We start from the raw sequence: 12988 nt of genomic DNA, 5'->3' as shown, positions 1-12988 counted from the left end.
CTTCCTTTCCTGCCAATCTTACAGGAAGACCAGCATCAGGAAGGAGGCCAGCAGGCACAAAATGGCGTAGAACTCCACCATGATGGCCATGATGATGCCCTTGGACTGCTCTTCGGGACGCTTGGCTACCAGAGACACACCGGCGGCGGCGCAGCGGCCCTGAGCGATGGCGGTGATATAGCCGCCGATGCCCATGGGCAAGCAGGCAAAGCAGTAGCCCAGGCCCTGAGCAATGGTCATCTCAGCGGCGTTGCCACCGATGACGCCCATCTGAGCCAGAGCAAAGAACCAGATAACCAGACCGTACAGACCCTGAGTACCGGGCAGCAGCTGGAGAATCAGGCACTTGGAGAACTTCTCGGGGTCCTCAGAGATGACGCCGGCAGCGGCCTCACCCACGATACCTACGCCACGGCCGGAACCGGCACAAGCCAGACCCACAGAAAGGGCAGAGCCCAGAACTGCCAGCTGCAGTCCACAGTTTGTCAGAAATTCCATTTTAGTCTTCCTCCTTGTTGATGATATCCACGTATTTGGTGTTGTATGCCAGGGGGCGGAAAGGAATGCCGCCCTCCTTATAGAACTTGCCGAAGAACTCCAGGTAGTGCAGACGGGCGGCGTGGACGTAGGTACCGATGAGGTTGACGCCTACGTTGAAGCCGTGGCCGATGACAAACACCACCACGAACAAAATTACACCAGCCACCGTGCGTCCGCCCAGAGAGCCCAGGGTGTTGAACACCTGAGCGATGACCGAGGTGGCCAGCATCAGGGCCATGAGTCGGGCATAGGACAAAACGTCAGAGAGCCAGGAAGTGATGTCATACCAGCTGGCAATGCCCCCGAAGAACTTGCCGAAGATGCCCTTGTTGTGGCGGCCTTGGGTGAGCAGCAGGCACAGGAAGCCTGCCACCAGCAGCCACACGCTGCCGGTGACCACCACCATGCCAATGCCGGCAAACACCACCCACCAGGGGACCACGTCCAGCAGAGCGTCCACCCCTTCGCCGTCCCGGAAGCCCATATAGATGTGTACCAACTGGCCAAAGAGCAGCTGGACACAGCCGATGACCACGGCGATAACCATGACCTTCATGGGGTCGTTGACGGGGTTTACGATGATGCCTTTGGAGAAGGCAGCCATCCAACCGGGCATGGCCACGCCGGGCAGGAACACGTCGTAGATGACGTCCAGGGCGTTACCAAAGAAGCCGCCCACAAAAATACCCACAAATGCGGTGGATATGCCCAAATATTGGCCCAACTGGAACATGTAGCCCATAGTGCCCTTGGGATGGAACTTTTTCGTCACCAGCAGTGAAATGGCGAAGATGATCAGGCCGTATGCCACGTCGGCAAACATAAACCCGAAGAAGAAAATATAGGTGAAGAAAATGAGGGGGTTGGGGTCAATGCCGTTGTAGGCAGGCAGAGAGTACATCTCCGTGACCATGTTGATGCAGCGCATCCACTTGGGGTTGTCCAACAGGGTGGGCACCACGTCGTCCTTCTCCGGATCGGCGAGTTCGTAGGCGGCAGTGTAACTGGAGAGCACCGCGCCCAGCTCCTCCTCTTTCTTGGCGGGCATCCAGCCCTCCAAGAAGAAGGTATCGGCGGTATCCACCAGGTGGCCCTTCACTTCCTCCCGGGCAATGTCCTGCACCGCCCGGTCCACGCAGCGGCGCAGCGCTTCCCGCTGGGGTGCAAAAGAGGCGATGTGCTCCTTGGCCTCGTCGATCTTCTGGGCCACCACAGCCAGTTCATTGTCCAGCTGCCGGTCGTTATCGGCGGCCGTCCCCGTCCAGCCCCGGACGTTGGCCCGGGAAAAACCAAACTCCCGCATGGCCTCACAGCAGGTTTCCTCCACGTCGTGGTGACAAATGAGGAGGAAATACTGCAAATCCCGGTCTGCACTGGCATAGGTCAGGCTGGCCAAGTCGCTTGCCTGGGCCACTGCCCCCTCCATGGCGGCGTAATCCGCCTTGGCAGGAATGGTGCCGAAGATCACCGAAATGGTGCCGTCGCTGGCCAATTCCAGAGGCACATCCAGGGGCAGCCAGGGGGCCAGGGTGGCCTTCTGGGTTTGCAGCTTGCCCTGCTGGGCGGTGAGGGAGGTGAGGGTGCGCTCCCCATCCACAATGGCCTGGGCCGTATCCAGTCCCTGCTGATAGAAATTGGGGTCAAAGAACTCCTTTTCCGACAGCTCAGGGCGAATACGGAACAGCCCCTCCTTGGCGGGAGCATATTTCTTCAAAACACTCAACGCATGGTTGAGCAGAGAGCTGCGCTCCTTGGCGTTGGACAAGTCCCGACCATCGGGCTTGGCCACCGCCGCCCACTTGGGGTCGGACAGATCAATGGCAGGTTCGTCCACCTCCACGCACCCCAGCTTTTGCAGCAAGTGCAGCAGGCTCTCCCGATCCGACCGCATCCCCATCAGGCGCAGCCGTTTCATTTTTACGATTGCCATTAGTTTTTACCTACCCTTCCAACAATGAGGTCCGCCGCACGGTCCAGGCGGCCACGGGCCTCCTGCTTCAAGGCCTCACAGGCCACTGCATTCCCCTCCAGCACCTGGCGGGACTGCTCCGCGGCCATCTCCTCGGCCTGAGCCATCATGGCCTTGACCTTTTCCTCGGCCTGAGCCCGGGCGCTGGCCACCAGCTCCTTTCCGGCGCGCTGAGCCTGAGCCACAATTTTCTTGGCCTCGGCAGCAGCTTCCGCCTTTTGGTTGCGGTTGGCCTGCTCGGTCTGAGTGACCTTTTGGATGGCTTCAAATGCCATAGTATCTCACCTCTTTCTTCCACCGAAATGTCGTGGAAATTTTTTGATTGCATTTTCCCCGATTATGTTAAAATTGTACCACATTTGTCAAATCAGTTCAATAGTTTTTTAATGTTTTCAGCAAAAAAGTTCTATACTTCTTCATGTAAAATCCAGTTCTTTTTTGTAATTTCCGTTATTTTTTTATCTCTTTTTTACTTTACTACCTATTTAACTAATGTTCCATAAAAATCACCCCCCCAAAGCGTATGCCTTGGGGGGTGTGGGAAACGGGTATGGGAAGCGCTCAGGTTTCCCCCTGTTCCTGGCGGTAGCGCTGCATGGAGACAGCAAACAATTCCGCACTGCTGGGAGGGGTGTATGTAATGGCGTTGGCACCGGCGGCAATGGTGGCCAAAATGGACTCGTCGGTGGGGCCTCCGGTGGCGATGATGGGAACGTTGGGGAACTGCTGGCGGACGGAGCGGACGATCTCCGGGGTGCGCTTGGCCCCCGAGATGTTGAGGATATCCGCCCCCGCCTCCAAACGGGCGGCCACGTCGGTGTGCTCGGACACCACGGTGACCACCACGGGGATGTCCAGCACCTGCTTGAGCCGGCGCACCACGTCGTTTTGGGTGGGGGCGTTGACCACCACCCCAAAGGCGCCCTCGTGCTCGGCGTCGTTGGCCAGGTTCACCACCCGCAGACCACGGGTGACGCCCCCGCCCACCCCCACAAACACGGGCATGTCGGCGGCCTGCATCACCGCGCGGTGGATAGCAGGCTGGGGGGTGAAGGGATATACCGCCATGACGGCATCGGCATTGATGTTGCGGATCACCGCCACGTCGGTGGTAAAAGCCAAAGATTTGATGCGCCGCCCAAACACCCGGATACCCGAACACTCGGAGATACAGGTGGGAATCTTAATCATGTGGCTGCGCAGGGTACCCTCATACTCAGGCACCCACTTCCGGGAAACCGTTTTCTCTGTCATGGTGTTCTCCTCTTATGTTATCCGTGGTTCATGGGTGGAACGCCCGGCCTGTCAGCCCCAGATCATCTGGCCGCTGGCGGCCTCCTGTCCGGTGATCTGTCGGGCCTGGTCCACCCCAGCCTGGGTCAAAACGGTCTGTACCTGGGTCTGATCCACCCCTTCCAGGGTCACCCACACCCGCTGGGCGTACTGATCCAGCATTTTGGGGGTCATGCCGGTGATGGCTCCCCCGTCCAGCAGGGAATCCCCCCGCACCTGGGCCGAGAGCACCACGCCGCTGTCCTTCACCGCCTGGGAGACCTGCTTCCAGAAGGTCTCCACCGGGGCAGTACGCGCCTCGGGGTAGTTGTCCGACTGGGCCAGCACGTGCACTTCGCCCTGGTCGGGGAAATAGGCGCTGTCCAGCACCAGCTCATCAAAGCCCATCTTGGACAGCTCCACACACAGCTGGGTCACATAGTCCCGCACTTGCTGGTTCACCGGGGAAACCCAGCTCATGCCCATGGAGTCATACCAGCGGTTGCCTCCACGGGTCATCAGCAAGCTGCCCCCCGCGTTGGCCGCAGACATGGCCTGATCCCGGAAACAGTCCACCCGGGCTACCAGATAGATTTCCTGTTGCGCCAGGGAATTCAATGTCTCGGTAAGGCTCTGGGTAGAGGAAATCACCCCCAGTTGCTGGGCCAGGGCCGCCTGACTGGGCCATTGCAGCTTGCCCCACTCCCCCTTGACCTCCACCACCAGGGCGTCACAGTCGGCCTGCTCCACCCGGCGTTGGGCGCTGCCATCCAGCAGCTGGGACAGGGTTACCTCCACCGCCCGAACCGGGGTAATGGAAGGAGCCTGGGAGGGCTGTGCTGTGGGGGCCGGGGATGTACTGTTCTCCGGGTCGGGAGTGGTGTCTGTCTGTCCCGGCTCTTGGGTTTCATCCGGCTTTTGGGTAGCGAAAGAGGGCAGGCTGGGCAGAGAGATGCCCCCCTGCTGGGCCAGCAGGTATCCTCCACCGGCCACCACCAGAATGGCCAAGATGCACACCAGGATTTTCAGGAAGGTGCTGGAGCCGCCACCCCGTCCCTGATATCCTTTATATCCCATGCGGTTTCGTCTACGCACCGAAACCACCGCCTTTCTTCTCTTTGGTTCACGCTGTGGTCCCCCACATCGTGCCCTATATTCTACCACAGCTTTCCCGTCGATTCCAGGGACTTTTTATGGATATTCTGCAAATACTAACGGAAGACCCACTGGGCCAGCAGGAGTAGGCCAAATCCCGGCGCGCCCAGCACCCCCAACACCAGGGCGTTGAGGGCGTTGAATCCCAGGCTGATGCCCAGCCCCGGCCCTACGCTCTGTAGTCCCCATAACACAGCCAGCCCCACCCCAAAGCGCATAAGCAGACGCCCCAACCGGCGCAGAGGGCCGGCCAGAGCGGCCAGCAGCACCAGACCGCCCAGGGCCAGCCCCATCCACACCTGCCAGCTCATGACAAGCCCTCATCGGAGGCGTCCAGTCGCTTGACCTGGCGCACCAGATAGGAGTAGCGGCTGCGCAGCGCGTTGATCTCGTAGACACAAGACTCCACCAAATCCGGATCGGAGTGCAAATTGAACTGGGCGTAGGCCTGATTGAGCAGCACCCGTGTCTGGGCCACCCCCTCCATGAGGAACTGCCGCTCCTCCTGTCGGGGATTCTTCCCCCGTCTTCGTCCCACCGTCATAGAAATCCCCCTTTGGTTTTTTCATCCAGTTTTCTCTCCCAGTTTAAGCAAAAAGGGAGAAAATTATTCCTCTCTGGTCTTGTTTATATAACACGGAAAAGAGTGGAGCCGCTGGGTATATATTTTGGCGTTACACAGTCTTTACACTCGGATTACGTCTATGGTATACTATGACCAGTTATGTCCAAATTTGAAGAAAAAGATTGAGGTATGTGACTATGGATTTATTTGACGTCCTGACGATGTTGGGCGGCTTGTCCCTGTTCCTCTTCGGTATGTCCATTATGGGTGATGGACTGGAACGAGCAGCGGGCAACAAGCTCAAAACTATCCTGGAGCGGCTCACTTCCAGCCCCATCAAAGGCTTTTTCCTGGGGTTGGTGGTCACCGCCATCATTCAGTCCTCCTCCGCCACAACCGTGATGGTGGTGGGCTTTGTCAACTCTGGTGTGATGAAGCTGGGCCAAGCCGTGGGCATCATCATGGGCGCCAACGTGGGTACCACGGTGACGGCCTGGATTTTGTCCCTGTCCGGCATCCAAGGTGACAGCTTCTTCATTCAGCTGCTGAAACCCACCTCCTTCTCCCCCATTCTGGCCGTCATCGGCGTGGTGCTGTATGTGTTTCTCAAGGACAACCGCAAGCGGGACATCGGCGCCATCTTGCTGGGCTTTGCCACCCTCATGTTTGGTATGGACACCATGTCCGGGGCTGTGGCCGGTCTGAAGGATGTGCCCGAGTTCACCAACATCCTGCTGATGTTCTCCAACCCCATTCTGGGCGTGCTGGCTGGCGCGGCCCTCACCGCCATCATCCAGTCCTCCTCTGCCTCGGTGGGTATTCTCCAGGCCCTGGCCTCCACCGGTGCGGTGACCTTCGGCTCCGCCATCCCCATCATTCTGGGTCAGAACATTGGTACCACCGTCACCGCTATGCTCTCCTCGGTGGGCGCCAACAAGAATGCCCGCCGGGCCGCCCTCATTCATCTGTATTTTAACGTCATCGGTACCATTACCTTCCTCATTTTGTTCTTTGCCCTGCAAATTTTTATCCCCATGCCCTTCCTCAACGACAGCATCAACGAGTTCTATATCGCCGTGGTTCACACGGTGTTCAACGTGGTGTGCACCCTGGCCCTGCTGCCCTTCAACAAGCTGCTGGTGAAGCTGGCCTGCGCCACCATCAAGGACGAGACCAAGGAGCCCGAGGTCATGCTGTTGGATGAGCGCCTTCTGGTCACCCCTCCCATCGCTCTGGAGCAATGCAACAAGCTGGCCATCGGCATGGCCAACCTGGCCAGCACTTCCGTCCAGCGAGCCCTGGGCCTCATCACCTCCTACAACGAGGAAGACGCCAAGCTGGTGTGCGAAGTGGAGGACCAGCTGGACCAGTACGAGGATCAGATCGGTTCCTATCTGGTGAAGCTGTCCACCAAGATCCTATCTGTGGATGACAGCCGTGCCGTGTCCCTGCTGCTGCACTCCATCAGCGATTTGGAGCGCATCAGCGACCACGCCAAGAGCATCCAAATCTCCGCCCAGCGTATGCACAACAAGCACAACGAGCTCTCCGGCGACGCCAAGGAAGAGCTGCAGGTGCTGGCCAAAGCCGTCACCGCCGTCACCCGGGAGACCGCCAAGAGTTTCGCCGACGACGACAGCAAGCGGGCCCGGAAGGTGGAGCCCATGGAGCAGGTGGTGGACCATCTGTGCTCCAACATGAAAGCCCGCCACATCAAGCGTCTGCAAGACGGCGCCTGCCGTGTGGAGCAGGGCATGCTCTTCACCGACGTGCTGGGCGACTGCGCCCGCATCTCCGACCACTGCTCCAACGTGGCCGCCGCCATCATCGAGCTGCACCACGACAGCTACGACACCCACCAGTACCTGGGCGACCTGCGCCATGACCCCGAGTTCAAGGAGCTGTACCAGGAGTACCTGGCCCAGTACCCCCTCCCCTAAACGGGTCTGGAACATGCACGCATTTCCAACCGCCGCAGCCACAGCGCTGCGGCGGTTTTCTTTGTGCAACCAGGGATGGGCCAGCGAAGAGGGAAGAAGTGGAAGCGGCAAAGCCGCTTCCTTGACGGGGGCCAAAGGTTGCGCTATAATTAAAATGATATGATATGCTCATGAAAAAGTAGGTGCAAGTATGGCAAAAGCCAGTTTAAAGACAACATATGACAACCAATCCATTTCCTCCCTGAAAGGTCCCGACCGGGTGCGCAAACGCCCCGGCGTCATTTTCGGCTCCGACGGACTGGACGGGTGTCAGCATGCGGTGTTTGAAATTCTCTCCAACGCCATCGACGAGGCCCGGGAGGGACACGGCAGTCAAATCATCGTCACCCGCTATCAGGATCACTCCATTGAGGTGGAGGACTTTGGCCGGGGCTGTCCCGTGGACTGGAACGAGGCCGAGGGCAAGTACAACTGGGAGCTGGTGTTCTGCGAGCTGTACGCCGGCGGCAAGTACAAAAACGGAGACGGGGACAACTACGAGTATTCCTTAGGCCTCAACGGCCTGGGCTCCTGTGCCACCCAGTACGCCTCCCGCTACTTTGATGCCACCATCTACCGGGACGGCTTTAAGTACACCCTGCACTTTGAGCGGGGCGAGCTGGTGGGCGAAATGATCAAAGAGCCCGCCGACCGGAAAAAGACCGGCTCCAAGTTCCGCTGGCTGCCCGACCTGGACGTGTTCACCGACATCGACATCCCCCTGGAGTACTACAACGACACCCTGAAGCGCCAGGCGGTGGTCAACGCTGGGGTCACCTTCCGGCTGCGCAACCAGATCGGGGCCAACCGGTTTGAAACCACCGACTTCAAGTATGAAAACGGCATCATCGACTATGTCACCGAGCTGGCAGGAGAAAACACCCTCACCCCTCCCGTGTTCTGGCAGACCGAGCGGAAAGGCCGGGACCGAGCGGACAAAGCAGATTATAAGGTGAAGCTGTCCGTGTCCTTCTGCTTCTCCAACACGGTGAATCTGGTGGAGCACTACCACAACTCCTCCTGGCTGGAGTACGGCGGTGCCCCGGAGAAGGCCATGCGCTCCGCTTTTGTCTCCGCCATTGACGGCTGGCTGAAGCAAAACAGCAAATATCAGAAGAACGAGTCCAAAATCACCTGGGCAGACATCCAGGACTGCCTGGTGCTGGTGAGCAACAACTTCTCCACCCAGACCAGCTACGAAAACCAGACCAAAAAGGCCATCACCAACAAGTTCGTCCAGGAGGCCATGACCGAGTTCCTCCGCTCCCAGTTGGAGGTCTATTTCATCGAAAATCCTTTTGACGCGGAGAAAATCGCCGGACAGGTGCTCATCAACAAGCGGTCCCGGGAGACCGCCGAAAAGACCCGCCTGGGCATCAAAAAGAAGCTGTCCGGTTCCGTGGACATCTCCAACCGAGTGCAAAAGTTTGTGGACTGCCGCACCAAGGACGTGTCGAGGCGAGAACTGTATATTGTGGAGGGTGACTCCGCTCTGGGTGCCTGTAAGCTCAGCCGAGACGCCGAGTTCCAGGGCATCATGCCCGTGCGTGGCAAAATTCTCAACTGTTTGAAAGCCGATTACGCCAAAATCTTCAAAAGTGAAATCATCACCGACCTTCTCAAGGTCATGGGCTGCGGCGTGGAAGTCAAGGACAAGCACGTCAAGGACCTGTCCGCCTTCGACCTGTCCGCCCTGCGGTGGAACAAGATCATCATCTGTACCGATGGCGACGTGGATGGCTTCCAGATTCGCACCCTCATCCTCACCATGCTCTACCGCCTCACCCCCACCCTCATTCAGGAGGGGTATGTGTTCATCGCCGAATCCCCCCTGTACGAGATCACCTGCAAGGAAAAGACCTGGTTTGCCTACTCTGACCGGGAAAAGATGGAGATCTGTCAGCAGTTGGAGTCGGAAAAGAAGAAGTACGACCTGCAGCGGTCCAAGGGTCTTGGTGAGAACGAGCCGGACATGATGTGGCTGACCACCATGAGCCCCGACACCCGGCGGCTCATTAAGGTCATGCCCGAGGACGTGGAGCGCACCGCCCAGGTTTTTGACCTGCTGCTGGGGGACAATCTCCAGGGCCGCAAGGACCACATTGCGGAAAACGGCTACAAATACTTGGATATGGCCGATATATCTTAATTCGCCGAAAAAGGCAGAGCCTTTTCCGACGGTAAGGATTGCACCCTGCTGCGCGCATATTTTGTCTGAGACAGACAAAATCCACACTTGCAGGGCGAGAAGTATGTTTCGCCATGCGCATGTCCTGGCGAAACATGGATTTCAATTCTTCGCACCTGCGGGTGCGAACTCTGCGAGGCTTTTCTCACAAAGCCAGCAACCAGTATCATGATAAGGACGGAATCACATGGCTAAAAAGAAGTCCCCCCAGGAGGGGGAGAAGAAAAAAATAAACCCCAACGTGATGGGACTCCACGCTCAGGTGCTGGAGCAGCCCATCACCCAAACCCTGGAGCTGAACTACATGCCCTACGCCATGTCGGTGATCGTCTCCCGGGCCATCCCTGAAATCGACGGCTTCAAGCCCAGCCACCGGAAGCTGCTGTACACCATGTACCAGATGAAGCTGCTCTCCGGCCCCCGCACCAAGAGCGCCAACGTGGTGGGCGCCACCATGAAATTAAACCCCCACGGAGATGCCGCCATTTACGACACCATGGTGCGCCTCTCCCGGGGCTACGGGGCTCTGCTCCACCCTCTGGTGGACTCCAAGGGTAACTTTGGTAAGGTGTACTCCCGGGACATGGCCTGGGCCGCCTCCCGATACACCGAGGTGCGCTTGGACCCCATCTGTCAGGAGTTGTTCCGGGACATTGACCAAGACGCCGTGGACTTTGTACCCAACTACGACGGCAAGCTCCAAGAGCCCACCCTGCTGCCCACCACCTTCCCCAACGTACTGGTGGCGGCCAACCAGGGCATCGCTGTGGGCATGGCCTCCAACCTGTGCGGGTTCAACCTGGGGGAGGTGTGCGAGGCCGCCATTGCCCGGATGAAGAACCCAGACACCGACCTTTTGTCCATTTTGAAGGCCCCCGACTTCTCCACCGGCGGACAGCTGCTCTACGACCAGAAGGCTTTGGAGGACATCTACCGCACTGGCCGAGGCAGCGTGAAGCTGCGGGCCAAGTGGAGCTACTCCAAGAGTGAAAATCTCATTGAAGTCACCGAAATTCCCTATTCCACCACCGTGGAAGCCATCATTGACAAGGTGGCGGAACTCATCAAGGCGGGCAAAATCCGGGAAATTTCGGACATGCGGGACGAGACGGGCCTGGACGGCCTGAAACTGGCCATCGACCTCAAGCGAGGCACCGACCCGGAGAAGCTCATGGCCAAACTCTTCTCCCTCACCCCCTTGCAGGACACCTTCTCCTGCAACTTCAACATCCTCATTGCGGGCATGCCCCGGGTCATGGGTGTGGGCGAAATTCTGGACGAGTGGACCGCCTGGCGTATGGAGAGCGTGCGCCGGCGCACCTACCATATCTGTAAGAAGAAAGAAGACAAGCTGCACCTGCTCCAGGGTCTGAAAAAGATTCTGCTGGACATCGACAAGGCCATCGCCATCATCCGGGAGACGGAGGAGGAGGCGGAGGTGGTGCCCAACCTGATGATCGGGTTTGGCATCGACCAGATCCAGGCCGAGTATGTGGCGGATATCCGCCTGCGCAACATCAACAAGGAATACATCCTCAAGCGGGTGGAGGAAGTCTCTACCCTGGAAGAGGAAATTGCCGACCTGAAAGATTTGATGAACTCCCCCAAGCGGATTCAGAAGGTCATCATCGGGGAGCTGCAGCAGGTGAAGAAGAAGTACGACGCCCCCCGGCGCACCGAGATCGTCTACGAGTACGAAAACCTCTCCGCCGAAAAGGCCGCCGCCCAGGAGGCCCCGGACTATCCCGTCCACGTCTTCCTCTCCCAGGAGGGGTATTTTAAGAAAATTACCCCTCAGTCTCTGCGCATGAGCGGGGAGCAGAAGTACAAGGAAGGGGACGGCCCCTTCCTGCACTGGGAGGGAAGCAACCGGGACGAGCTGCTGGTGTTCACCGACCGCCAGCAGTGCTATAAAACCCGGCTGTCCGACTTCGACGACTCCAAGGCCAGCCTGTTGGGCGACTATCTGCCCACCAAGCTGGGCATGGACGGAGAGGAAAAGGTGGTTTGGGCCTGCTGTCCCGGCGATTATTCGGCCCACCTGCTGTTCTTCTTTGAAAACGGCAAGGCCGCCCGGGTGGAGCTGAGTGCTTACCAGACCCAGACCCGGCGGAAAAAGCTCACCGGCGCCTATTCGGACAAGTCCCCTCTGGTCTCCGCCCTGGTGCTCAGCGAGGACACCGAAATGGCCGTGTGCTCCACAGAAGGGCGCTGCGTGGTGTTCCACACCGCCTCCCTCACCCCCAAGTCCACCCGCTCCACCCAGGGTGTCAACGTGATGACCCTGAAACCCAAGTACAAGGTGGAATGGGCCAAGCCCCTGGCGGAAACCACCATCGTCAACCCACCCCGGTACCGGGCCCGCTCCCTGCCCATTGCCGGTGCACTGCTAAAGGAAGAGGACCGAGGCGAGACGCAGCTGTCTCTGCTGTAACAAGGAGGGTCTATGAAACTAAAAAAAGACATCTGGGCGGTATTGGTCATCACCTTTGCCTCGGCCATTTACGCTTTGGGCTTTGTGTGGTGCTTTGCTCCCAACAACATCGCCTTTGGCGGCATCACCGGTGTGGCTCAGATCATCAACCACTTTATCCCCGCTTTCCCCGTGGGCATGACGGTGATCGTGCTTAACATTCCCCTGTTTATTTTGGGCTGGAAGTTCATCGGCGGACGGCTGCTGGTGTTCTCTCTATACGCCATGTTCATCTCCTCGGTGTTCATTGACATTCTCACCCCGCTGTACGACTGGCAGCCCATGGAGCCGCTGCTGGCCTGTATCTTCGGCGGTCTGCTCATGGGCCTGTCTCTGGGCTTTGTGTTCCAGCAGGGCGCCACCACCGGCGGCACCGATCTGGCCGCCCGGCTTTTGAAGCTCATTTTCAAGTGGCTGCCCATGGGCAAGCTGCTGCTGGCTGTAGACCTCATTGTGGTGGTGTCGGTGGCTCTGGCTTTCCAGACCATCAACACCGCTCTGTACGGCCTGGTGGCCCTGTACATCTCCACCTTGGCCCTGGATGGAGTGCTCTACGGCATGGACACCGCCAAAGTGGCCTATATCATCAGCGACCACAACGAAGAGATCCGCCGGGTGTTGGTGGAGGACCTGGACCGGGGCGTGACCATTCTCCACGGCCAGGGCGCTTACACCGGTGCGGAAAAACGAGTGCTCCTGTGCGCCTTCAAGCAGCGGGAAATCGCCACCATCAAAGCTGCCGTGAAGGACCTGGACCCCAACGCCTTCCTCATCGTGTGCGACGCCCACGAGGTGCTGGGCGAAGGCTTCCGTATGTATCACTCGGACGGACTCTAAGGAGGTGCCC

General features: G+C 58.6%; 11 protein-coding genes. 4 read left to right on the top strand and 7 right to left on the bottom strand.

What is annotated here, in order from left to right; all coding sequences use genetic code 11:
- Positions 1–18: 18 nt before the first annotated feature.
- From B5G37_RS07740 to B5G37_RS07710, 7 genes are all read right to left on the bottom strand, one after another.
- On the bottom strand, positions 19–489 hold the full coding sequence (locus B5G37_RS07740; RefSeq protein ID WP_343229699.1) for a V-type ATP synthase subunit K: 471 nt from the start codon (positions 487–489) through the stop codon (positions 19–21).
- A 10-nt stretch (positions 490–499) separates the two neighbouring features.
- Positions 500–2470 (bottom strand): V-type ATP synthase subunit I, encoded by a 1971-nt coding sequence (locus tag B5G37_RS07735; protein ID WP_087256142.1) that lies wholly within the window; start codon positions 2468–2470, stop codon positions 500–502.
- Positions 2470–2784 (bottom strand): hypothetical protein, encoded by a 315-nt coding sequence (locus B5G37_RS07730; protein WP_087256140.1) that lies wholly within the window; start codon positions 2782–2784, stop codon positions 2470–2472. Before B5G37_RS07730 ends, B5G37_RS07735 begins: the two co-directional genes overlap by 1 nt.
- 286 nt (positions 2785–3070) lie before the next feature.
- A complete protein-coding gene (locus tag B5G37_RS07725) occupies positions 3071–3763 on the bottom strand; it encodes a hydrolase (protein WP_087256138.1) in 693 nt (230 codons plus the stop codon).
- 51 nt (positions 3764–3814) lie between these two features.
- Positions 3815–4876, bottom strand: coding sequence for a putative glycoside hydrolase (locus B5G37_RS07720; RefSeq protein ID WP_143482901.1), 1062 nt, complete (start codon positions 4874–4876; stop codon positions 3815–3817).
- 116 nt (positions 4877–4992) lie between these two features.
- Entirely contained in the window at positions 4993–5247 is a 255-nt protein-coding gene (locus tag B5G37_RS07715) for a pro-sigmaK processing inhibitor BofA family protein (protein WP_087256135.1), read from the bottom strand.
- Positions 5244–5480 (bottom strand): DUF2508 family protein, encoded by a 237-nt coding sequence (locus tag B5G37_RS07710; RefSeq protein ID WP_087256133.1) that lies wholly within the window; start codon positions 5478–5480, stop codon positions 5244–5246. Before B5G37_RS07710 ends, B5G37_RS07715 begins: the two co-directional genes overlap by 4 nt.
- Before the next feature lie 218 nt (positions 5481–5698).
- Here B5G37_RS07710 and B5G37_RS07705 point away from each other — a divergent pair, with 218 nt between their 5' ends.
- The 4 genes from B5G37_RS07705 to B5G37_RS07690 all read left to right on the top strand — a co-directional run bounded on the left by B5G37_RS07705 (position 5699) and on the right by B5G37_RS07690 (position 12978).
- Positions 5699–7441 carry a Na/Pi cotransporter family protein gene (locus B5G37_RS07705; protein ID WP_087256132.1) on the top strand — a complete coding sequence of 581 codons (1743 nt, stop codon included), beginning with the start codon at positions 5699–5701 and terminating at the stop codon, positions 7439–7441.
- Positions 7442–7631: 190 nt separating this feature from the next.
- Positions 7632–9629: a toprim domain-containing protein gene (locus tag B5G37_RS07700; protein ID WP_087256130.1), complete on the top strand. Its 1998-nt coding sequence runs from the start codon at positions 7632–7634 to the stop codon at positions 9627–9629.
- A 226-nt stretch (positions 9630–9855) separates the two neighbouring features.
- Positions 9856–12102, top strand: a complete 2247-nt coding sequence (locus B5G37_RS07695; protein ID WP_087256128.1) for a DNA topoisomerase (ATP-hydrolyzing) subunit A — start codon at positions 9856–9858, stop codon at positions 12100–12102.
- 12 nt (positions 12103–12114) lie between these two features.
- The gene (locus B5G37_RS07690; protein WP_087256126.1) at positions 12115–12978 is read left to right on the top strand and encodes a YitT family protein; all 864 of its coding nucleotides are present in this window, start codon (positions 12115–12117) and stop codon (positions 12976–12978) included.
- Positions 12979–12988: the final 10 nt, after the last annotated feature.

This window comes from Pseudoflavonifractor sp. An85 (assembly GCF_002161235.1).
Classification (GTDB): Bacteria; Bacillota; Clostridia; order Oscillospirales; family Oscillospiraceae; genus Enterenecus.
Note: the sequence above shows the minus strand (reverse complement) of the source record. Positions and strands in the feature narration are given on the sequence as shown.